Source organism: Lysinibacillus sp. fls2-241-R2A-57 (assembly GCF_030209535.1).
Taxonomy (GTDB): domain Bacteria; phylum Bacillota; class Bacilli; order Bacillales_A; family Planococcaceae; genus Lysinibacillus.
Genome location: NZ_JARVRU010000211.1, coordinates 1 through 21,113 on the forward strand (window position 1 = coordinate 1; position 21,113 = coordinate 21,113).

General features: G+C 37.6%; 20 protein-coding genes and 1 riboswitch. Of the genes, 16 read left to right on the forward strand and 4 right to left on the reverse strand.

From position 1 onward, the window contains the following. The first annotated feature begins 427 nt into the window (after nucleotides 1–427). Nucleotides 428–527, forward strand: a riboswitch (purine riboswitch). 94 nt (nucleotides 528–621) lie between these two features. The 3 genes from QRN68_RS25365 (at nucleotide 622) to QRN68_RS25375 (ending at nucleotide 5,222) form a co-directional block, all read left to right on the forward strand. Further along, nucleotides 622–1,812: an MFS transporter gene (locus QRN68_RS25365; RefSeq protein WP_285400114.1), complete on the forward strand. Its 1,191-nt coding sequence runs from the start codon at nucleotides 622–624 to the stop codon at nucleotides 1,810–1,812. A 97-nt stretch (nucleotides 1,813–1,909) separates the two neighbouring features. Further along, a complete protein-coding gene (locus QRN68_RS25370) occupies nucleotides 1,910–2,200 on the forward strand; it encodes a hypothetical protein (protein ID WP_285400116.1) in 291 nt (96 codons plus the stop codon). 415 nt (nucleotides 2,201–2,615) lie between these two features. Next, the gene (locus tag QRN68_RS25375) at nucleotides 2,616–5,222 is read left to right on the forward strand and encodes a cation-translocating P-type ATPase (RefSeq protein ID WP_285400117.1); all 2,607 of its coding nucleotides are present in this window, start codon (nucleotides 2,616–2,618) and stop codon (nucleotides 5,220–5,222) included. 46 nt (nucleotides 5,223–5,268) lie between these two features. Here the strand turns inward: QRN68_RS25375 and QRN68_RS25380 are convergent, their stop codons facing one another. Beyond that, the gene (locus QRN68_RS25380) at nucleotides 5,269–5,754 is read right to left on the reverse strand and encodes a DUF3231 family protein (protein ID WP_285400118.1); all 486 of its coding nucleotides are present in this window, start codon (nucleotides 5,752–5,754) and stop codon (nucleotides 5,269–5,271) included. A 49-nt stretch (nucleotides 5,755–5,803) separates the two neighbouring features. On the opposite strand from QRN68_RS25380, the gene QRN68_RS25385 reads away from it, so the two are divergent. Further along, entirely contained in the window at nucleotides 5,804–6,157 is a 354-nt protein-coding gene (locus QRN68_RS25385; protein ID WP_285400119.1) for a hypothetical protein, read from the forward strand. A gap of 171 nt (nucleotides 6,158–6,328) precedes the next feature. Here the strand turns inward: QRN68_RS25385 and QRN68_RS25390 are convergent, their stop codons facing one another. Beyond that, the gene (locus QRN68_RS25390) at nucleotides 6,329–6,616 is read right to left on the reverse strand and encodes a hypothetical protein (RefSeq protein ID WP_285400120.1); all 288 of its coding nucleotides are present in this window, start codon (nucleotides 6,614–6,616) and stop codon (nucleotides 6,329–6,331) included. Between the two features lie 129 nt (nucleotides 6,617–6,745). Then, nucleotides 6,746–7,438 carry a cupin domain-containing protein gene (locus tag QRN68_RS25395; protein WP_481817487.1) on the reverse strand — a complete coding sequence of 231 codons (693 nt, stop codon included), beginning with the start codon at nucleotides 7,436–7,438 and terminating at the stop codon, nucleotides 6,746–6,748. 272 nt (nucleotides 7,439–7,710) lie between these two features. On the opposite strand from QRN68_RS25395, the gene QRN68_RS25400 reads away from it, so the two are divergent. Next, complete coding sequence (locus tag QRN68_RS25400) at nucleotides 7,711–7,932, forward strand: transcriptional regulator (RefSeq protein WP_285400121.1); 222 nt, start codon at nucleotides 7,711–7,713, stop codon at nucleotides 7,930–7,932. Nucleotides 7,933–7,972: 40 nt separating this feature from the next. Continuing rightward, on the forward strand, nucleotides 7,973–8,410 hold the full coding sequence (locus QRN68_RS25405) for a Y-family DNA polymerase (protein WP_285400122.1): 438 nt from the start codon (nucleotides 7,973–7,975) through the stop codon (nucleotides 8,408–8,410). A 474-nt stretch (nucleotides 8,411–8,884) separates the two neighbouring features. On the opposite strand, the gene QRN68_RS25410 is transcribed toward QRN68_RS25405, so the two are convergent. Beyond that, a complete protein-coding gene (locus QRN68_RS25410) occupies nucleotides 8,885–10,939 on the reverse strand; it encodes a sigma-54-dependent Fis family transcriptional regulator (RefSeq protein ID WP_285400124.1) in 2,055 nt (684 codons plus the stop codon). A 281-nt stretch (nucleotides 10,940–11,220) separates the two neighbouring features. Here QRN68_RS25410 and QRN68_RS25415 point away from each other — a divergent pair, with 281 nt between their 5' ends. The 10 genes from QRN68_RS25415 (at nucleotide 11,221) to QRN68_RS25460 (ending at nucleotide 20,598) form a co-directional block, all read left to right on the forward strand. Further along, the gene (locus tag QRN68_RS25415) at nucleotides 11,221–12,750 is read left to right on the forward strand and encodes an acyl-CoA carboxylase subunit beta (protein ID WP_285400126.1); all 1,530 of its coding nucleotides are present in this window, start codon (nucleotides 11,221–11,223) and stop codon (nucleotides 12,748–12,750) included. Nucleotides 12,751–12,761: 11 nt separating this feature from the next. After that, nucleotides 12,762–13,547, forward strand: a complete 786-nt coding sequence (locus QRN68_RS25420; protein ID WP_285400127.1) for an enoyl-CoA hydratase/isomerase family protein — start codon at nucleotides 12,762–12,764, stop codon at nucleotides 13,545–13,547. Beyond that, nucleotides 13,532–13,654, forward strand: a complete 123-nt coding sequence (locus tag QRN68_RS25425; protein WP_285400128.1) for a hypothetical protein — start codon at nucleotides 13,532–13,534, stop codon at nucleotides 13,652–13,654. The genes QRN68_RS25420 and QRN68_RS25425 overlap by 16 nt, the downstream gene beginning before the upstream one ends. A gap of 64 nt (nucleotides 13,655–13,718) precedes the next feature. After that, on the forward strand, nucleotides 13,719–15,083 hold the full coding sequence (locus QRN68_RS25430; protein ID WP_285400129.1) for an acyclic terpene utilization AtuA family protein: 1,365 nt from the start codon (nucleotides 13,719–13,721) through the stop codon (nucleotides 15,081–15,083). Next, entirely contained in the window at nucleotides 15,080–15,394 is a 315-nt protein-coding gene (locus QRN68_RS25435; protein ID WP_285400130.1) for an AtuA-related protein, read from the forward strand. Before QRN68_RS25430 ends, QRN68_RS25435 begins: the two co-directional genes overlap by 4 nt. 260 nt (nucleotides 15,395–15,654) lie before the next feature. After that, nucleotides 15,655–15,867, forward strand: coding sequence for an acyl-CoA carboxylase biotin carboxyl carrier protein subunit (locus tag QRN68_RS25440; RefSeq protein ID WP_285400132.1), 213 nt, complete (start codon nucleotides 15,655–15,657; stop codon nucleotides 15,865–15,867). Nucleotides 15,868–16,080: 213 nt separating this feature from the next. Then, nucleotides 16,081–17,229, forward strand: coding sequence for an acyl-CoA dehydrogenase family protein (locus tag QRN68_RS25445; protein WP_285400133.1), 1,149 nt, complete (start codon nucleotides 16,081–16,083; stop codon nucleotides 17,227–17,229). Between the two features lie 23 nt (nucleotides 17,230–17,252). Continuing rightward, nucleotides 17,253–18,407 (forward strand): acyl-CoA dehydrogenase family protein, encoded by a 1,155-nt coding sequence (locus QRN68_RS25450; protein ID WP_285400135.1) that lies wholly within the window; start codon nucleotides 17,253–17,255, stop codon nucleotides 18,405–18,407. A gap of 205 nt (nucleotides 18,408–18,612) precedes the next feature. After that, nucleotides 18,613–20,124, forward strand: coding sequence for an acyl-CoA synthetase (locus QRN68_RS25455; RefSeq protein WP_285400136.1), 1,512 nt, complete (start codon nucleotides 18,613–18,615; stop codon nucleotides 20,122–20,124). A gap of 36 nt (nucleotides 20,125–20,160) precedes the next feature. Further along, the gene (locus QRN68_RS25460; RefSeq protein WP_053483971.1) at nucleotides 20,161–20,598 is read left to right on the forward strand and encodes a MaoC/PaaZ C-terminal domain-containing protein; all 438 of its coding nucleotides are present in this window, start codon (nucleotides 20,161–20,163) and stop codon (nucleotides 20,596–20,598) included. Nucleotides 20,599–21,113 lie beyond the last annotated feature (515 nt).

A 21,113-nucleotide genomic window follows, 5' to 3' on the forward strand; every position in this document is an offset into this window, starting at 1 on the left:
TCCGTAAGTACGGTGGTGTGAGAGGTCGGGAGTTAATCACTCCCTCCTACTCGATGGGGATTTGCTGTTTGCTCAGACTTGGGGAATTGATTGCTGGTTCATCGATTGTGAGCTCTTCTACTACTAGTTCTACGCCATAAAACAACATTAGAAAATAGCATACTAAACCTAATATACGCAAACAATCACCTCGCAATATTCTGTTATTTTATTATGTATGTTCAAACTTGAAGAATTATAAGTAAAATCTAAAATTTATCTCTTGTTAATGGATTTTTTTTGATGAAAGCAGCTAGGTGGTTACAATGATAAATTGAATTTTGATGATGGAGAGTGCTATAACGAATCGTTTTTTAGATGAGAAAGAAGAGTGGATGAAGTAGATTCATAAAAACGGTTGTCATGTAAAATTCAATATGCTACTATAGCTAAAGTAAATATTTTGATCTGTATAACCTCAATGATATGGATTGAGGGTCTCTACCAGGAACCATAAAATCCTGACTACAAAAATTTTGCTTCATTTTTGTAGTCAGGATTTTTTTTGTCTTTATTCGGTAGATGTTTAGACATATATAGAAAACCCTCCCTACAATAATGAAGGTTAGAAGGGTGATTATTATGAATTGGAGAGTTTATATTCTTGCCGTTACTACCTTTACAGTAGGATTGGTGGAATTGATTGTGGGGGGGATATTACCAGCAATTGCCGAGGATTTAAATGTGTCCTTAGCAACAGCAGGACAATTGATTACTATTTTTGCTCTCGTCTATGCAATATCTGCGCCTGTCCTTTTATCATTAACGGCAAAAGTGGAAAGGAAGCGCCTTTATCTTATTTCTTTATTTATTTTTACTTTAGGAAATCTTATGACTTATTTTAGTACGACATTCACGACAGTTATGATTGCTAGAATTTTTACCGCGATGAGTACAGCGTTGGTTATTGTTTTATCCTTAACGATTACAACAAAAATTGTTGAGCCAAGACATCGTGCAAAAGCTTTAGGTCTTGTTTTTGTAGGTGTGAGTTCGGCACTTGTCATTGGTGTCCCGGTGGGGATATTTGTGACAGAGGCATTTGGCTGGCGAGCTGTATTTTTAGGGATCGCTCTTCTTTCAGCTATATCAATGATTCTTATTGCGTTACTACTTGAAAAAATGCCAGTTGTAGAAGTTGTTCCATTAAAGGCACAAATTAAATCATTAGCAAATTTAAAAATCTTTAGTGCGCAATTAACAACATTGTTTATGCTAGCTGGTCATTATATGTTATATGCTTATTTAACACCATTTTTAGTAGAAGCATTTGATATGAACGCCTCTTGGATTAGTATTTGTTATTTAATCTTCGGGATCGCTTCTGTCAGTGGGAATGCTCTTGGTGGTTGGTTAAGTGATACAATTGGTACTGGAAAAGCAATTTTACTTGTTGTATCAACATTTGCCGTTGTATTATTTATTATTCCTTATACGATTGTCGCTTTACCACTCTTTTTAGTTGTTACAGTTTTATGGGGAGCACTTAGCTGGGCACTTACACCTCCATTACAAAATTATTTAATACAAATTGATCCAAAAACATCTGATATTCAACAAAGCTTAAATACAGCTGCATTACAAATCGGTATATCTATAGGTTCAGCTGTTGGTGGAGCTATGTTTACTGTTACAGGATCTGTTATGCATTTAGCTAGCTTCGGTGCCGTTTTAGTTTTATGTGCTTTAGGCTGTGCTATTTTCTCTTTAAAAAGAGTACCAGTTTCAGATGAGACTAAGTTAGGGTTGAATTCGGCTCACAACAACTCATAGATTTTAGAGCGAGATGAAATATCCAAAAATGCTGCTGGAAAAGAAGGACAATGATCGCTAGAGATAGAATGTAAGTTTAGAGGGGGTTGGTAAATACATGCAAATAGATTTAACAGAGTTTAACGGATTAAATGTGAAAGTTGTCGCAACGATTGACCAGACGCTTTACCGCAATGTGGGTGCTATTATTTTATATGAAGAGGATTCCCACACTCTATCTGTACGAAAATTAAAAAGAAAAATTGCTGATCAATATATACCAACAGACGAACTCGAAAACTTTATGTTTGATTCTCAAGCAGATGCTATAAAGTTCACGCATAAACTTACTAGAATGAGTGCACTTGATTATTTATTAGTAGCGAATAAAGAGAAACAAGTAAAATAATTAAATAATTGCAGGACTGGTCTATTAGGGAGTTTATGCATGTGACAAAGGCATTTGGAGTAGCCATATTCCAAATGTCTTTTTTATGTTATAGCTAGCAAGAGTAGATTATTGAAGTTACGTTATATTTAATTAATTTCCATAGCGATTATTATCATACTGGAATAGGACAAGGAATAGATTGTTGTAGTTAAAGTATTTTAGAGCCAAGTAGATAGAGATTCTGATGATTTATATATTCAAGTGAATTTAAGGTAATTCAAGAAATCTACTAATAGGAATCTAAATTGATTAACTAATACAAACATTTTTTTCCTGAATCTAGTCAGGAGAAAGGCGTTCAGAATAGGGTGGGTATCGAGAGTTTCTTTTATTGACAGGATAGTTCAATAAATTCAAATGGAGGGGGAATCGAATGTCAGAATATCATCAACAATCATCGGCTGAAGTTATGAAAACTTTGAATGTGACAGATCAAGGATTGAGTGATTATGACGTTCAAAAGAGGCAAGAGGTATACGGCTTAAATGTATTAGAAGAAGGCAAAAAAACAAGTACATTCGCCGTTTTCTTTGGACAGTTTAAAGATTTATTAGTCATTATTTTAATTATTGCTGCTTTCGTTTCATTTCTATTAGGGGAAGTAGAAAGCACGATTGTCATTATGATTGTCGTTATTTTAAACGCTATTCTAGGCACTGTACAACACGTCAAGGCAGAACAGTCTTTGGATAATTTAAAAGCCTTAACCTCTCCAATTGCAAAGGTAATGCGAAATAATCAGCTAATAGAGGTTTCTTCGGAAGATATAGTCGTCGGAGATCTTCTTTATTTAGAGGCTGGCGATTATATAAATGCAGATGGGAGATTATTAGAAAGTCATAATTTGCATATCAATGAAAGCTCATTGACAGGTGAATCTATCGCTGTAGCGAAAATTATAGATCCCATCAAAGAAAGCAATGTAACTGTTGCTGATAAAAAGAACATGGTATACTCTGGAAGTTTTGTGACAAATGGTCGTGGTATTGTTCTAGTTACGGCAATCGGTATGCAAACGGAAATCGGCAAAATTGCCAATTTACTAGATACTGCGAAAGAGAAAAAAACACCTTTACAAGTAAGTTTAGATCAGTTTGGAGAAAAATTAGCTTTAGGTATTACGTTAATCTGTCTAGCTATTTTCGTGATTGACCTTGTTCGAGGACGTGCGCTTGTAGAATCGTTTATGTTTGCTGTTTCACTTGCCGTGGCAGCAATTCCAGAAGCATTGAGCTCGATTGTGACCATTGTACTGGCGTTTGGGACACAAAAAATGGCAAAGGAAAATGCCATTATACGAAAGCTCTATGCCGTTGAAAGCCTTGGAAGTGTATCTGTCATTTGTTCAGATAAAACAGGAACATTAACTGAAAATAAAATGGTTGTTCAAGGGGTATATGTGGATGAAAAAATTATTCCATATGATCGGTTAAACACTAGAAATGCAGTCGAGGAAAATCTGATGTTAAAGGCAATATTATGTAGTGATGCTGTGGAAAGGGACGGTAAGGAAATTGGTGATCCTACTGAGATTGCACTCGTAAAATTAGGGAAGCAATATGATTTTGACGAATTACTGGTAAGAGATCATTATCCAAGAGTGGCCGAAATCCCTTTTGATTCAGATAGAAAGCTCATGAGTACGGTAAATACTATTAATCAGCAATCTATCTTGATTACAAAAGGAGCGTTAGATGTCCTTTTACCTAAAATTGTGAAAATCGAAACTTCAAATGGTATTTTTAATATTACAAAACAACAGCGTCAAAAAATCGAAGCAGTGAATCGTGATTTTTCTATGAATGGGTTAAGGGTGCTAGCAATTGCCTACAAAGAGGTAAAGGGAAATCACGCAATTGATGTGAGAGCGGAAAAAGATTTAATCTTTGTTGGCTTAGTCGCTATGATGGATCCCCCTAGAAAAGAATCCAAAGTAGCGGTTGAAAACTGTATAAAAGCTGGTATCAAACCGGTGATGATTACCGGTGATCATAAAATTACGGCAATGGCTATTGCTAGTCAAATCGGTATTTTAAATGATCCATCAGAAGCGATTGAAGGGCATGAAATTGAAGATTTAACGGATCAACAACTGCAAGAAAAGGTTAAAGATTTCTCTGTTTATGCCCGCGTAACACCAGAACAAAAAATTCGCATCGTTAAAGCATGGCAGGAAACGGGAAAGGTCGTTGCCATGACGGGAGATGGTGTTAATGATGGCCCTGCCCTAAAACAAGCTGATATTGGTGTGGCGATGGGCATCACCGGCACAGAGGTAGCGAAGGATGCTTCCTCTATGATCTTAACGGATGATAATTTTTCAACGATTGTCAAGTCTATCGCAAATGGAAGAAGCATCTATACGAATATTAAAAATGCTATCCTGTTCTTATTATCAGGGAATGCAGGTGCGATTTTTGTTGTTTTATATGCAACCATTTTAGGCTTACCAGTTCCTTTCGCGCCGGTGCATTTGTTGTTTATAAACTTACTAACCGATAGTCTGCCAGCGATTGCCATCGGTTTAGAGCCGAATAATAAAAAAACAATGAAGGACAAGCCTAGAAATATTCATACGCCACTATTAAACAAAGCATTTACAATCCAAGTAGTGCTCGAAGGGTTACTAATTGCTATTTCCACAATTGTTGCCTTTCAAATCGGGTTGTCAACAGGAGATACGTTAACGGCGAGCACTATGGCGTTTACAACATTATGCTTATCACGATTAGTGCATGGCTTCAACTCCAGATCTAAAGAATCTATTTTTGCCATTGGAGTATTTTCAAATAAATATACGTGGCTAGCATTTTTTATCGGTTTATTAAGTTTACATGCAGTATTGCTTATCCCTATGCTGACAGGTGTGTTTGAAGTTGCCATTTTAAGTCCAGCACAATTAGGTTTTATTTATAGTTTGTCTGTGTTCCCATTCCTAGTGAATCAGTGGTATAAGCTATTGTTTGTGAGAAGAAGATAATACGTAAAAGAGCGCTCGTTTTTGTGGAAGCGAGCGCTCTTTTACATTAAATAGTAGCAGGGGCCAGTAACCACCCTTTATCTTTACTTAGCTGTACCAGTTTAGCACCGAGTATGGCATACCTCATATGAAGCTCTCCATATTTTGTAGTATCTTTCTTCTTAATAGAAATTTCTAAAGCTTGGCTCACTGTAATAACAGAAGAAGCAATATTCATTGCTACAATGGCGCTGATTTCTGTATCATTAATAGCTGTTTTCCCTCGAATATCTCCCATTTTCAACTTTCCGTAGTCGATTGCTGTAGACGGGGCAAGCACTCCATTATCCTTTAATAACGCGGTTAGCTGTTTATTTTCCTCTTTTAAACATTGAATAAATTCGACGATGATGGCCTTCAAATTTTTATCAACAGCGTGCTTGAAAAACGCATGATTTGAAGCGATATAGCCATTATTAACGCCGAGCTGTATCCAAATCTTAAAAATCTCCTTGAAACGTAATGATTCTAGCTGTCCATTTACTAATTCCATAGTTACACGTCCTAACTCATGTTATCGTTCATTTATTTGAGATTAGGATGTGCTGATTAATGAAATTCTAATCATTTTTTACAATAAAAGGGTCATCTTGCTCGGGTCGGCGGGTGGACTGCTCGGGTTCAAGAGAAAAGTGATCGGGTTAGCCGGGGAACTGCTCGGGTCCGAGAGAAAAGTGATCGGGTTAGCCGAAGAACTGCTCGGGTCCGAGAGAAAAGTGATCGGGTTAGCCGAAAAACCGCTCGGGTTCACGAAAAAAGTGATCGGGTCATTTGAAGAACTGCTCGGGTCCACGAAAAAAGTGATCGGGTCAGCCGAAGATTCGCTCGGGTCCACAAGAAAAGTGATCGGGTCAGCCGAAGAACTGCTCGGGTTCAAGAGGAAAGTGATCGGGTAAGGCGAAGAACTGCTCGGGTCCAAGAGGAAAGTGATCGGGTAAGGCGAAGAACTGCTCGTGTCCAAGAGAAAAGATCGGGTCAACCGAAGAATCGCTCGGGTCAGCCGAAAAACCGCACATACGTTTTAACAAATGTCATCCCAAATTTCTAGTGATGAGCTAATAAAAGGTTTATTCCTTTAATTTCTTATTTTTAAAGCTATTAATGGTTGTTTTTAATGCGGCAAAGTTTCCGATAGCTGCGTAACCATAAAAAAAGCCCATAAATATTCCTGCAATAAGATTGTGTCTATGGCTAATGAAGATAGAAATAATCAAGCCAATAGCAAGAGCGATTGCTGGAACATATTTAGGCTGAACATGCATAAATACCTTAATTAGCTGTGTAATAATTAACACAGCTGGAACGGCTATTACGGCATCCCAAAAATTTGTATGGATCACTGGAAATAATTCCATTTTCTACACCTCTTTTAGTAGTAACAAAGCTATTACTTTAAACTATAGATTTTCCTGTTTATTTATTTTTATTCGATGAAGGTGTAGAGCTGTTCACCCAATGCATTATTAGGCTATATTGTTTAGCAATTAATAATATGAGCCATAAGGATACACATATGGGTAGTGATATGGATATGGGTTCATATAATTTGGCTGTTTACGCTTAGGCTTGGGCTTCTGTTTACACTTACAATCAGGATTTTTTTGCTTTTCAGAAGTCGATTTTACACGATTGCAGTCTTTAGGTGGACCAATATATGTTGACGGTATTACAGGTGCAATTGTTTTCTTCCATTGCTTTTCATCTAAACAATAAGTGTGAGCCATAATATTAGAAGGTGTAAATCTCAATATATCTGAACCTAAAATGACTTCAGGAGTTGGAGCATCAAAAATTGCTAGTAAATGCGTGTCATCCTCAGTAGCTATTTCATAATGCCACCAGCCTTGCGGTACATTTGCAACTTGACCAGGCGTTATAGGATAGTTTTGAATCTGTTTTGTAAACGGGTTAAGTATAGATACGATAGCAGCACCCGAAACACAATAAACAAGTTCTGCTGCATTTTGATGATAGTGAGGCTCTATCACATTGTCCTTACTTAGAAAAATATCAAGCAAGGACGTATTTTCTAACGTATTTAATTGTTCTACACCTAAGACATTAATATAATTCTGATTATCTTTTTTAAAGAGAGTACTGTCATTTACATCAAAAGTGAACTGTGTTGACGGAGAAGTATAATCAATATTTGAGCTAATAATTACATCCTTTCTCATTAATTTTCAATACTTGTCATCAGCACAGAATATGTTCCAAAGTTAGTGTAGGCTTACACGAACGCCTATTTTTTTATTTGTCCTCTAAGGCTACATCACCCTCCTTAAAAATTAGTTTAAATTACCACTTCTAATTAGGAACGTATGTGCGTATAATAAATATACAAACGTTTGTTCTGTGGTGAAAAACAGCACTGTTATACTCACCAATTTTTTGTCGGAGGGAAGTAAAGCTCAGGTAATAACAGAGCTAGTGAAAAGGAGCAACTAAGATGAAAGAACAGTTAATAAAAGCAATGCAGCGTCAACAAGTAGTTAGCATGATGTATGTAGCGAAGTCTGGTGTCATTACGAAAAGGCGTGTGAAAATCATGAAGATTGTTGGTGATTCCTTTACAGCATTTTGCTTTACGAGGCAGGCAAAGCGTACGTTTATTATTAACAATGTTCTAGCAATACTCCCGGTTACACATCGGAAGCGTGAGGTGATATGAATTACGACAATCTGCCGCACAAGGACATTTTTGTATTGATATGAAATGTTTTTACGCTAGCTGTATTGCCATGATAGAAGGTTTAGATGTCTTGAAAGATCCCATTGTAGTTATTGGCAATTTTGAGCAACCAGGTAGTATCGTACTCGCAGCCTCACCAGTGATGAAGGAGAAATTTAAAATTAAAACGGGAAATAGGCGTTATGAAATACCTAAGCATCCAGATATTAAGCTTTTTGAACCTAAAATGTCATTTTTTCTCGAAATGTCTATGGCGATCACTCGCCTCATTTCAAAGTATGTGCCACCAGAGTGCATACATAAAAAGTTGACTCGAGAAGAATTAGCAGAGAAGTGTGGGCTGCAGACATCGTATTTAGCAGATGTTGAAAGAGGGGACAGAAATATTACATTGCAAACATTTGAAAAAATTACCTTTAAGATTGCTACTGAGGTATTTAGTACGTATGGTAAATGAAAAATATAGTAGTTAGTTTGAACAATTTCTCTTTCGTATATTTTGATTGTTTAGATACTTTAAGGTTGAAGCCTATGAAGTAAATGAGTACTTTACAAACTGCGTATCTGTTTTTTTACTATTTTATAATGTTATCTTGCTTGCACTAACCTGCGTCATTCGTATTATAAGGTAAAGCAGAGAAATCTTTAAAAAGCAGCTGAAAGTACAGCTGCTTTTTATTATCCTATAAACTGGAAAGTATTTTATTTTAAAGTATAATCTTGAATGCCTTGTATCTTAATGTGGCTAGTGGATGATGTTAGTTCTTCAAGAGAATATCTAATTTTTCCTGCGAACTATTCTTAGTATAAAGAAGTTAATCCACCTACAAAAAAGTGAACATGCACAGTGAATTCTTCACTCTCTTGAATGGAAGGGATTATTTCTTTATAACTCAGTATTTTCTCTATACTGAAATATACGTTTTTTTAGCTATGAAATATTATATTTCTTGCATTTATAGTAAAATGTCGAACGGCTAATGCCGAGTAGCTTGGCGGCCTTCGATTTATTGCCGTTTGCCGATTTAATGGCCTGTACAATACCACGGCGTTCTGTTTCATCAATTTTATCCTTATGCAGTGAAGGACTACATTCATCATGTGGACGAATAATTGGGCTAATCATAATATGCTCCTGTTTGATCATTGTGTCCGGTGATAAGTAGATAGCACGCTCTAAAATATTTTCTAGCTCGCGAATATTGCCGACAAAATCATAGTGCAATAATAACTGTAGTGCATGCTGGTCGATTCTATAGGGTGGTAGCTGATGCTTAATCGAAATTTTGTGTAGTAATGCTTCGACAAGAAGTGGAATATCTCCCTTTCGTTCTCGTAGTGGTGGGATGTGTAATGGAATAACGTGAATACGATAGTATAAGTCCTCACGAAAACTACCTTCCTGAATGAGCGTTGGCAAGTGCTTATTTGTTGCTGCGATAATGCGTACATCTGCTTTTTTCACTTTTGTATCACCAAGTCGTTCATATTCTCGCTCCTGTAACACGCGTAATAGCTTTACCTGAATGGGTAATGGCATATCACCAATTTCATCTAAAAATAAAGTTCCGCCTTCCGCAAGCTCAAACTTTCCAGGCTTGCCGCCACGCTTTGCTCCCGTAAAAGCCCCGTCCGAATAGCCAAAAAGCTCGGATTCAATGAGTTGTTCAGGAATAGCAGCGCAGTTAATTTTAATGAATGCACCACTTCGTCCAGACGCTTGATGAATGCCGTTTGCGAATAATTCCTTACCTGTACCACTTTCCCCTGTAATTAAAATGGTCGACAAAGATTTGGCTACATTAAAGGCTTGTTGCTTGAGTTGAATAAGCTGCAGATCATTTGTAACAATTAAATTGAAATGATCATCATGCTTAGCTGCTTTCACAAGCTCCCCACGATAAAAGGATAGCTCATCTTCTAATTGGTCAATTTGTCCAAGTAATTCTTTCCAAACATGTAGTTGCTGAAATACAAATTTATAAAGCATACCAACAAGCTGTCCTTCTTGTTGAATCGGAATACTTGAGACAATTCCCCGTTGTTCTTTTAATGTAAGTACCATGCCTTTAAAGGCGTTTGGAAATGGTGGGAGCATAGGGAAAATAGAATAAATAGATTCATAAAGTACCTGCTTTTCATTTCGTTCGATCAGGTGTAAAAGTGAATCATTAATGCGTGTAATTTGTCCGTGGCTATTTGTTATGACAACGCCATCATACGACGCGTCTAAAGCATTTTGTAGTACAAGTTCCATTTTCTTTGTCGTCTCTAATTCGGAGGCGATTTTTTCTAATTTTGTTAAGTCCTTTAGCACGATAATAACGCCAGTTGTTACGTTCAACATAGTCATCGGAAGGATGGAAGCTAGACAAGAAAAACGATGTATGAGCATCTTTTGCTCTAACATTTTTTTTGTATGTAGCACACGTTGAATTAAGGGAAGAAAATCTGGAAAATAGGCTGTTAATAATTCGTTCTCTTCTAATTTTTCAGTATGAAAAGTATCTTTGCAGGATTTATTGATAAAGGTAATCTGCATATGCTCATTTACGGTAATCACCGCGTCATGTAAGTAGTTTAAAATATTGCGTTGTTGTTGTGTATGTGAATCTAACTCATGTATAAAGCCTGTAATGATTTCATTTTTAGAAATAACACCAGTTACTTGCTGTTGTTCATTAATGACGACAACATTACTTAGCTTTTGCGTTCGTAAGGTATGGCGCCCGCCATAGAGCAGATCGTTTTCATTTATCGTAAAAACATCTTCAATAATTGCTTCTGTAATTACTTGTTGGAGGGAATTTGTATGCAATAACAGGCGATATAAGGAGTATTTGGTGACAATACCGATGAACTGCTCGTGTTGATAAACGATTGCAAGATCTTGTTTTTGTTCTTCAAATAGCTGTATCACCTCCTTAATGGTTGCTGTTGGTGTAACGCGAATAAATGACGTTGACATAAACTCGTGAATAAACAAAAAATCGCCCCCTTAAAAAGGTGTACAAACTGTTCGGACAAGTGTCTTAAAAACCAAACAACTTTATTGTAAATTGTACATTAAGTAGAAATATCTAGCAAATAATAGTTTATTTCTGTTTTTTTTGTGGGGGGAGAGAATGACTTAGATACACTTAAGGAGGTTACCTATAATCTGTGTAAATTTTAAAATTGCTGCAGAAAAAAGAGCATATATAATAATTATTTTTCAATTTGGCACGCAAATTGCTTATATAAAAAGTAAGAAGGAGGGGAAAGATTATGCGTGATGACTTTCAAGTTTTTCAAGAACAAAAACAACGAATATTAAAAGGTGGTAAAACAATACGACATAAGGCCAATGAGGCACAGGGTAAATTATTTGTACGGAATCGTTTAGCAAAGCTTTTTGATGAGGGAACTATTATTGAGGATAATATTTTTGCTGAAGCTTTAGATCCATCGCTACCATGTGATGCAACGATAACTGGTATTGGTAAGATTGATGGAAAACCTGTATGTTTTATTGCCGCAGATTCGACGGTGAAAGCAGGTTCATGGGGAGCAAAATCCGTTGAAAAAAACATTCGTTTACAGGAAAAGGCCATGTCTTTAAAGTATCCGATTTTGTATTTAATTGACTCAGCTGGAGGACGTATTACCGACCAGTTAGAGGTATTTCCAGGGCGCCGTCATGGAGGACGTATTTTTTATAATCAAATTCAATTGTCAGGTGTTGTGCCGCAAATTACGATTTTATTTGGTCCATCTCCAGCTGGAGCTGCGTATGTACCAGCATTTTCGGATTTAGTCATTATGATTGAAGGGCAATCGAGTGCATATTTAGGTTCACCACGAATGGTTGAGATGGCCATTGGTGAAAAAGTGTCCATGGAGGATATGGGTGGTGCCGTAATGCATTGTGCGAAAAGTGGCTTAGGGGATGTACTTGTGCAATCTGAGCAAGAGGCCATTGAGGCGTGTAAAGCATATTTACAGTTGATGCCGACGAATTGGGAGAAGAAGCCACCAACAGCTGAGGCAAAGCCTCCAATAAAGGGACGAAGTATTGAAGAGATTATTCCATTAAGTCAAAATACACCTTTTGATATGTATGAACTAATTGATCAGCTAATTGATGAGGGCTCATGGTTTGAATATAAAAAATTATTTGCAAAGGAGCTAATTACCGGATTTGCTCGTATGAAGGGCAGTGTTGTCGGGATTATTGCTAATCAGCCAAAAGTGAAAGGTGGAACATTATTTATCGATTCGCCAGACAAAGCAGCGCGCTTTATTATGATTTGCAATGCTTATAACATTCCACTTTTATATGTTGCTGATGTACCGGGGTATATGATTGGCTCGAAGGTTGAACAGGGTGGCATCATTCGTCACGGTGCGAAAATGATTTCAGCTTTATCCGAGGCAACGGTACCGATTATTTCACTGATTGCGCGAAAATGCTACGGTGCAGGTTTATATGCGATGGCAGGTCCGGCGTTTGGTGCAGATGTTGTCCTAGCATTGCCGAGCGCGCAAATTGCCATTATGGGACCAGAGGCAGCTGTTAACGCCGTTTATGCAGGCAAAATTGCCGAGCTTCCAGAGGAGGAAAGAACAGATTTTATTAGCCAAAAGCGTCAGCAATATAGTGAGAATATTGATATTTATAAATTAGCATCGCAAATGATTATTGATGACGTAATAGGCTTTGATGAGGTGCGCGAGCAGGTAACGGCACGCTTTGCGTATTATGAGACAAAGCAAACTTATACATTGCCAAAACGAAATGCCGTGAAACCTGTATAGGAGGTGAAGTCATGATATATGAAAAAATAGTCTGGCAGGAAGATGGCGCGATTGTAACGATTACACTTAATGATCCAACGTCACATAATGCGCTATCTACGCAATTAACAGAAGAGCTTGTACATGCATTTGAGACAGCAAATGAACTTTCACATATTGCGGCGATTATTATTACTGGCGCTGGCAAGAGCTTTTGTGCAGGTGGCGATTTAGCAGAGTTTCAGTCTTTTTTAGAAATGGATGTGCCAACGTTGTATGAGGATGGCCTACAAAGCACACGGCTCTTTCAACTACGAGATGTGATGAAGAAACCGATCATTGGAGCCATTAATGGAGCAGCACTTGGTGGTGGAACTGGTATTGCAGCGCTTTGTCATATCGCTATTGGTAGTGAACACGCTAAGCTCGGTCTAACAGAGCTTAAGCTAGGACTTGTGCCATATGTAATTTTACCGCTAGTACGCCGAGCTGTTGGTGAACGTCAAATGATGGAGTTAATGCTAAGTGCACGTGTATTATCTGCCGAGGAGGCACTTCGTTACGGGTTACTGCACGAAGTCGTTCCAGCAGAAGAGCTACAACAACGAGCTCTAAATTGGGCGAAAAAGTTAGCTAGTTATAGTCCACTTGCTGTAAAAATGGCACTAACTGCATTTGAAAAAACAGCACAAATGGATGTAGGTGATGCGATGACCTATTTAGCGACTATGCGTCTAGTGAGCTTTAAAAGTGCAGATTTAAAGGAAGGTGCACAAGCATTTTTGCAGAAACGACAACCAAATTGGACAGGAAAATAACAGGAGTAGTTAACTATGAATATTTTATTTCTGTTAGTGAAGTTGTTTGGAAGTTAGCAGTTGCTGTAGGAATTCCGATTGAATCTGAGAAAAGGAGATTCGGATAAAGCTAGAAGACTTCGTACAAGAAGATGACATCTTACTTAGAATCGAATAAAAGAGGGTGAAGCAATGAGAAAAATTCGAATTGGTGCAGCACAAGGGTTCTATGGTGATACGATCGAGCCTGCTGTTTTAACAGCAAAATATGGTGACGTACAATATTTATGTTTCGATTGTTTAGCCGAGCTGACAATGGCCATTTTAGCGAAGGATCATGCTAAAAATCCATCACATGGTTATACAAAAGATTTAACGAATTCTATAACAAGCCTTTTACCGTTTGTGAAGGAAAAAGGTATCAAGCTACTAACGAATGCTGGCGGCATTAATCCAATAGCTGCGAAAGATGAGGTTATGCGGATTGCCAAGGAGCTTGGGATGGACGGCTTAAAGATTGCTGTGGTGACGGGGGATAATGTACTAGAGACATTGCCGGCTTGGTATGAGCAAGGTATAGATTTATCTCATGCAGATACAAAAAAACCATTAGTATTAGAAGATAAAAACTGGCTCTTTGCAAATGCCTATTTAGGTGTTTGGCCAATTGTAGAGGCCTTACAGGAAGGGGCGCAAATTGTTATTACCGGTCGCACAACTGACCCTGCTCAGTTTTTAGCACCGCTTATTTATGAATTCGGTTGGACTAAGGATGAATGGGATAAGCTAGCGGCTGGCATTATGATGGGGCATCTACTTGAATGCTCGGCGCAATCGACGGGAGGCAATTACAGTGGTGATTGGGAAGGGGTTCCTGGCATGGAATCTATCGGCTACCCAATTGCAGAAGTCGAGGAATCTGGCGAATTTATGATTACGAAGATAGAAGAAGCAGGTGGACTCGTGTCATTTGATACTGTTCGTGAGCAGCTACTGTATGAAATTCATGATCCGTCAGCTTATATAACACCGGATGTTGTTGTTGATTTATCAGAGGTTACGTTAACAGAAGTCGCGCCCAATACAGTACGTGTTACAGGTATTAAAGGAAAGCCTGCACCATCAACTTTAAAGGTGGTGATGGGCTATGAGGATGGTTTTTTAGGTCAATCTTTAATGGGCTATAGCTGGCCAGATGCCTATAAAAAAGCTCAAAAGGCGCAAGAAATCGTTATGCAAAAAATTGAAATGCAAGGCAATCCGTTTGAAAAGCTGCAATTTGATTATGTTGGCTATAATTCATTGCACGGACCATTAGCGACGCCCCCGTCAGAGGATATAAATGAAATTTATTTGCGTATTGTCGTAAAGGCAAAATCAAGACCATTAGCGCGAGCGATTCAAAGGTATTTGCCACCGTTAGCATTAAATGGACCACCGTCATTAGCGGGCTTCTTTACGATTCCACCGAGACAATTGCTAGGCATGTGGTCAACGTTAGTGAATCGTCAACTAGTAGAACAGCATGTGCAAGTGGAGTTGGAGGTGGTTTCATGACGATACAATTAAGAACAATCGCAAATGCCCGCTGTGGTGATAAAGGAAATAAGGTCAACATTGCTGTATTTGCGAAGGATGCAAAGGATTACCACATACTTCTTGACCAAGTAACACCGGAGCGAGTAGCAGCTCATTTTAAAGACCTTGTATTTGGCGAGGTTAAGCGTTATGAAGTACCAACAATTTATGCGTTAAATTTTGTATTGAGTGAAGCGCTCGATGGAGGAGGATCAGCATCGCTTCGTGTTGATAATTTAGGGAAGTGTTTTGCAAGTAATTTAATGCGTATGGAAATACGAGGGGGATAACAATGGGATATTTTACAGCTGAACAAGATGCGTTGCGTCAAGAGGTAAGGGCATCTGTGGCAACAGAAATTACACTATTTTGTTCAAGACAGGCTTAAGGCTTATTTTAATACAGAGCAAATGGATTTTATGAAGTCTTTCGATTATTTTATCGACATTGAGGATTGTATCTTTCTAAAGTAAAGATTTAAAAGAAGATGTATTCGCATTTTTAGAAATAAGAAAACCCGAATGGATTGGAAAATAGGGAGGAGAAACTAATGGAAATAGTATCACCGATGAGCGGAAGTGTCTGGAAAATAGAGGTTTGCGAAGGCAATACAGTATCAATAGGGGACGTACTAATTATTTTAGAGTCAATGAAAATGGAAATTCCAATTGAAGCAACAGAAACTGGAGTCGTCAAAAAAATCAAAGTGGCCGAAGGTGACTTCGTGCAAGAGCAAGAGGTTGTAATTCTCCTTGGAAATTAGTTAAAAAAGTTCTTTATCCACATGACATAACTTTGAATTGAACTTAGGGGAAGGTTGTGTAGCTGAAGTCGTTTGTTTTCTTGCTTCACTGAGGAATCGACAAACAGCAGGAATGATAAGAGTGGAGATTGTTTTTACTAACTAGCTTGGGCTGGCAATCAAAATATTAAATTAGATGCTGATAAAAATTGTTTGAGAATAGGAGGTCTGGGTATGGCATACGAACCTTACTTTACCGAAGAACATGAACAGCTTCGTAAAACTATCCGTAAATTCGTAGATAAAGAGGTTAAACCATTTGTTGAAGAATGGGAATCTGCGGGTGAATTTCCGATAGAAATATTAAAACGAATGGGTGATCTCGGTTTTCTTGGACTACGTTATTCTGAGGAAGTTGGAGGACAAGGCGGAGATTATTTTACTAGTATTGTATTTGCAGAAGAACTTTCAAAATGCGGCTGTGGGGGTTTCCCAATGGCAATCTCAGTGCAAACTGACATGGCGACTCCTCCAATTGATCAATTTGGAAGTGCCGATCAAAAAGAACGATTTCTAAAACCTGCGATAAAAGGTGATAAGCTTGCTGCAATTGGGATAACTGAGCCAAATCATGGTTCAGACGTTGCTTCCATAGAGACAAGGGCACGAAAGGAAGGCAACGAATGGATAATAAATGGCTCTAAAATGTTTATAACGAATGGTACACGTGCTGATTTTATTACACTCGTTACAAGAACGTCAGATGAACCAGGTTATAAAGGAATCAGTTTATTTTTAGTGGATCTTGACAGTCCTGGTGTTTCTGTTGGTAAAAGGCTTGACAAAGTGGGCATGCGCTCATCAGATACTGCCGAACTGATTTTTGACAATGTTAGAGTACCTGATGCTAATTTACTTGGAGAAGAAGGTAAGGGCTTCTCTTATATTATGTGGGAGCTGCAAGGGGAACGAATGATTTCTGCTGCAGGATCAATCGGTATGGCGGAATATGCTTATAATCTTGCATATCAATATGCAAAAACGAGACGTCAGTTTAAACAACCAATCGCTAATTTTCAAGTGATTGCCCATCTACTCGTAGAAATGAAAACGGAAATAGAAATATGCAAGGAATTAACATATGCGACGGCATATCGTTTCGCAAATGGTGAAGTACCGAGTAAAGAAATTTCAATGTCAAAATTTGCAGCCGCGCAAATGGCTCATTGGGTAGCAGATAGAGCGCTCCAAATATTTGGTGGAAATGGTTATATGTCAGAATACCCTATTCAACGCATTTGGCGTGACACTAGACTTCATCGTATTGGTGCTGGAGCAGATGAGATTATGAAAGAAATCATATCGAAACAAATAGGCCTGTAAGTTAGAAAAAAGGGAGTGATAATATGACCCACTGGATGTTTAATGAAGAACATAACATGTTTCGTAATTCGGTAAGGAAATTCGTAGAAAGGGAAATTATTCCATTCGTTGACAAATGGGAAGCAGCGGGAGAAGTTCCGAGAAGTATATTTGAAAGACTGGGGCAATTAGGGTACTTGGGGACTAAGTTTCCAGTAGAGTACGGAGGTGCAGGATCTGATCTTATAATGGATGCTATTTTTAATGAAGAGCTAACAAAGTGCGGATCGAGTGGGATAGGTGCTTCAATTGTTGCTCATATCGGAATTGCATTAACTCCTCTTTGGCGTTTTGGTAATGATGAGCAGAAGATAAAATACTTGAAACCAGGAATTGAAGGAAAAAAAATTGCCGCATTAGGTATAACTGAGCCGAATTCTGGAAGTGATGTGTCTTCAATAACTACAAGAGCGGTAGATAAAGGTGATCATTATCTCTTAAATGGTTCTAAAACTTTTATTACAAATGGGGTTAACGCTGACTTTGTAATTGTAGCTGCAAAAACTGCTGATGGTCCAGGGCATCGTAGTATGAGCCTTTTAATAGTAGAAACAGATTGGGAAGGTTTCTCTGTAGGAAAGAAACTTGAAAAATTGGGCTGGCATGGATCTGATACGGGTGAATTGTTTTTTGAAAATATAAAAGTACCTAAAGAGAATTTGATTGGTACTGTGAATGAAGGATTTAAATATGTAATGATTAATTTCCAATGGGAAAGATTAACGATGGCTCTTTCTAGTATTACACTAGCCGAAAAGGCACTAGAAGAGGCTATTCGATATAGTAAAGAACGATTACAATTCGGCGGACCACTAACTCAATTCCAAGTACTTCGACATAAGATGGTAGATATGGCCGTTGAAATTGAAAAAGCAAGACATATTACGTATCGAGCGATTTATCAATATGACAAAGGCAACGATGTAACAACAGAAGCAACAATGGCAAAAGCATATTCGGCAGAAATGGTAAGTAGAGTATGTGACCAAGCCCTTCAAATTCACGGCGGAAATGGTTATATGATGGATTATCCTATTCAACGCTATTGGCGTGATGCACGCATTCAATCTATCGGTGGAGGAACAACACAAATCATGAATGAAATATTAACAAAAAAACTTCAAATTACGTCGAATTAAAAAAGTATAGTACATGAACGTGCTGGAAGATTTTCCTGTAGATCATCGTGCTATCAACTGTTTCACTAAGTATTTAATTGCTTGTGTTTGTTCAATGAATGGCAACAAAAGGGGAAAGTCAAAAACAAGAACTACCTAAACAATTTGAAGCGTTATTTATAGGGATAAATCTGATGGAATAGTAGAAAGGGGAATTATATATTTTATGATAAATGGCATCGGTTCTTGGCTTGTTAAGCATAGTGAGTGCAAAGCAGAAAAAACTGCAATCATCTACAATGACAAACGATTTACTTATCGAGAATTGAATGACAGAGTGAATAGATTGGCAAATTCCCTGATGAATCTCGGCGTAAGAAAGGGTGATCGGGTTAATGCATTGCTCTTTAACAGAAATGAATTAATGGAAGCGTTGTTTGCTTGTGCGAAAATAGGTGCGATTTTTGTACCGATTAATTACCGATTGAGTGTTGATGAAGTCGAATATGTTGTTCATGATTCAGGTGGGATTATTTTCATTTATGATGATCGACTTGAAACTATTGTGGATGGGCTGAAATCAAGGACATCGCAAATACATTTTTTTATTCGCGTTGGAGAAAGTCAAACTGAAAAGGACTTAGATTTTGAAAAACTTCTCATTCAAGCAAATAACGATGAGATAGAGTATGTAATAGGTCTAAAAGATGCACACATGATGATGTATACATCAGGAACGACTGGAAGACCAAAAGGAGCAGTTTTAACACATGGTAATACACAATGGAATGCTATAAATTGTCTCATTAGCTTACCGATTGCCGAAGATATGATTACTTTAGGAGTAGCACCAATGTTTCACATCGGCGGGATGAATATATTTATTACACCTACATTGTATAAAGGTGGGACGGTAGTGTTGCAGGATAAATTTGATCCGAAATCTACGTTAGAGATCATTGAAAAAGAAAAAATAACATCGTTGTTTCTAGTCCCTGCAATGTGGCTTGCCATTACACAATACACGAAACTAGATCAATATAATTTAAGCTCTTTAAAATTTAATATTTCGGGTGGGGCTCCTTGTCCACTCACAATTATTGAATTTTTCCAGAAGCGAGGCATCCCATTCTTTGAAGGATTCGGGTTAACAGAAACGGCCCCTATGGTCTGCGTACTTGATAGTGATAATAGTATGAGGAAAAATGGTTCAGTAGGAAAAACTCCGATGCATACGGATATTAAAATCGTAGATATATTTGATAAAGAAGTACCGGTTGGTCAAGTCGGAGAGTTAATTGTGAGGGGACCTAATATCTTTATTGAATATTGGAATAAGCCGAAAGCAACAAGAGATGCAATTAGAAATGGGTGGTTTTATACTGGGGATCTTGCTAAACAGGATGAAGAGGGCTTTATCTATATCGTAGATCGTATGAAAGATATGATAATTACTGGAGGAGAAAATGTCTATCCTATTGAGGTTGAGCAAGTATTATTCCGGCATCCAAATATAAAAGAGGTAGCTATTGTAGGATATCCAGATGAAATATGGGGTGAGTCTGTGAAAGCAGTTATTGCTTTGAAAAACACGAATGAGCAAATGAGTTTACAGGATGTACGCAAATTTTGCGAAGGAAAGTTGGCCCATTTTAAAATTCCGAAGCAAATTGAATTGGTTGAGGAATTACCTAGAAATGCAACTGGAAAAGTATTGAAAACAAATTTACGAATTTAGAAAACTGAAAATTCGGAAATAAAGGGAGCTGATAAAATGTTTAATAAAAAATTTGAACACTTTGAAGTTAATGAAACATGGTGCTCTAGAGGTCGTACTATAACGGAATCGGATATCGTAATGTTTTCTGCATTTAGCGGAGATTGGTACCCGCTTCATACTGATAAGGAATATGCGGAAAAGAACACTCCTTTTAAACAAAGGATTGCGCATGGAATGCTTATTTTGTCAGTTGCAACTGGGCTTCAAGTAATGGATCCGGATATCATAGTCGCTTTTTATGGGATAGAAAATCTTCGTTTTATTCATCCAACATTCATAGATGATACGATTCATGTAGAACTAGAAGTAACTGATTTACTAGACAAAGGAAATGGTACAGGTGTTGTAACATGTAATCAAAAAATTGTTAAACAAACAGGTGAGCCTGTGACGACTGGGGTAATAAAGGTATTGGTAAATAAAGAGAGATAGTTAGGGGGAAAATATTGGTGTTAAATGGGGAGATGTAGTCGAGGGTTTGGTAAAAGGATTGGAAGAGTTAGCAAGGTTAAGTCAACAATCCTGTTCCCCAATATGGAATTCAAATAGATGCTCGAAGTGGTCTTGAAGCAAGCTATGGAAAGTAAAAAGAGTATTTCAGATAAGAAGAATATAGCTAGATGAATTGGAAAAAGGAACGAAGGATTTTAAAAATATAAATCTTGATTATATGGATATTAACGGTAATTGTGAGGCGTGGAATATAAGGGCTGAAATATAGTTAAAAGAGCCCTTATTTATTATTGACTTTATAGGCGGATAATAAGTAACTTTCGAATAATGGAATCTTATTTGAGGAGGTTCTAAGTACCGATGACACCAGCTGGAAAAATCCAAAAATCAAAACTAAAAGAAGAATATTTACAAACGCATAGAATATCGAATCAGTAACAAACTATCATTTTGTTAAATATCTTGCATATGGAAAAATCGGTGAAGTAATTAGA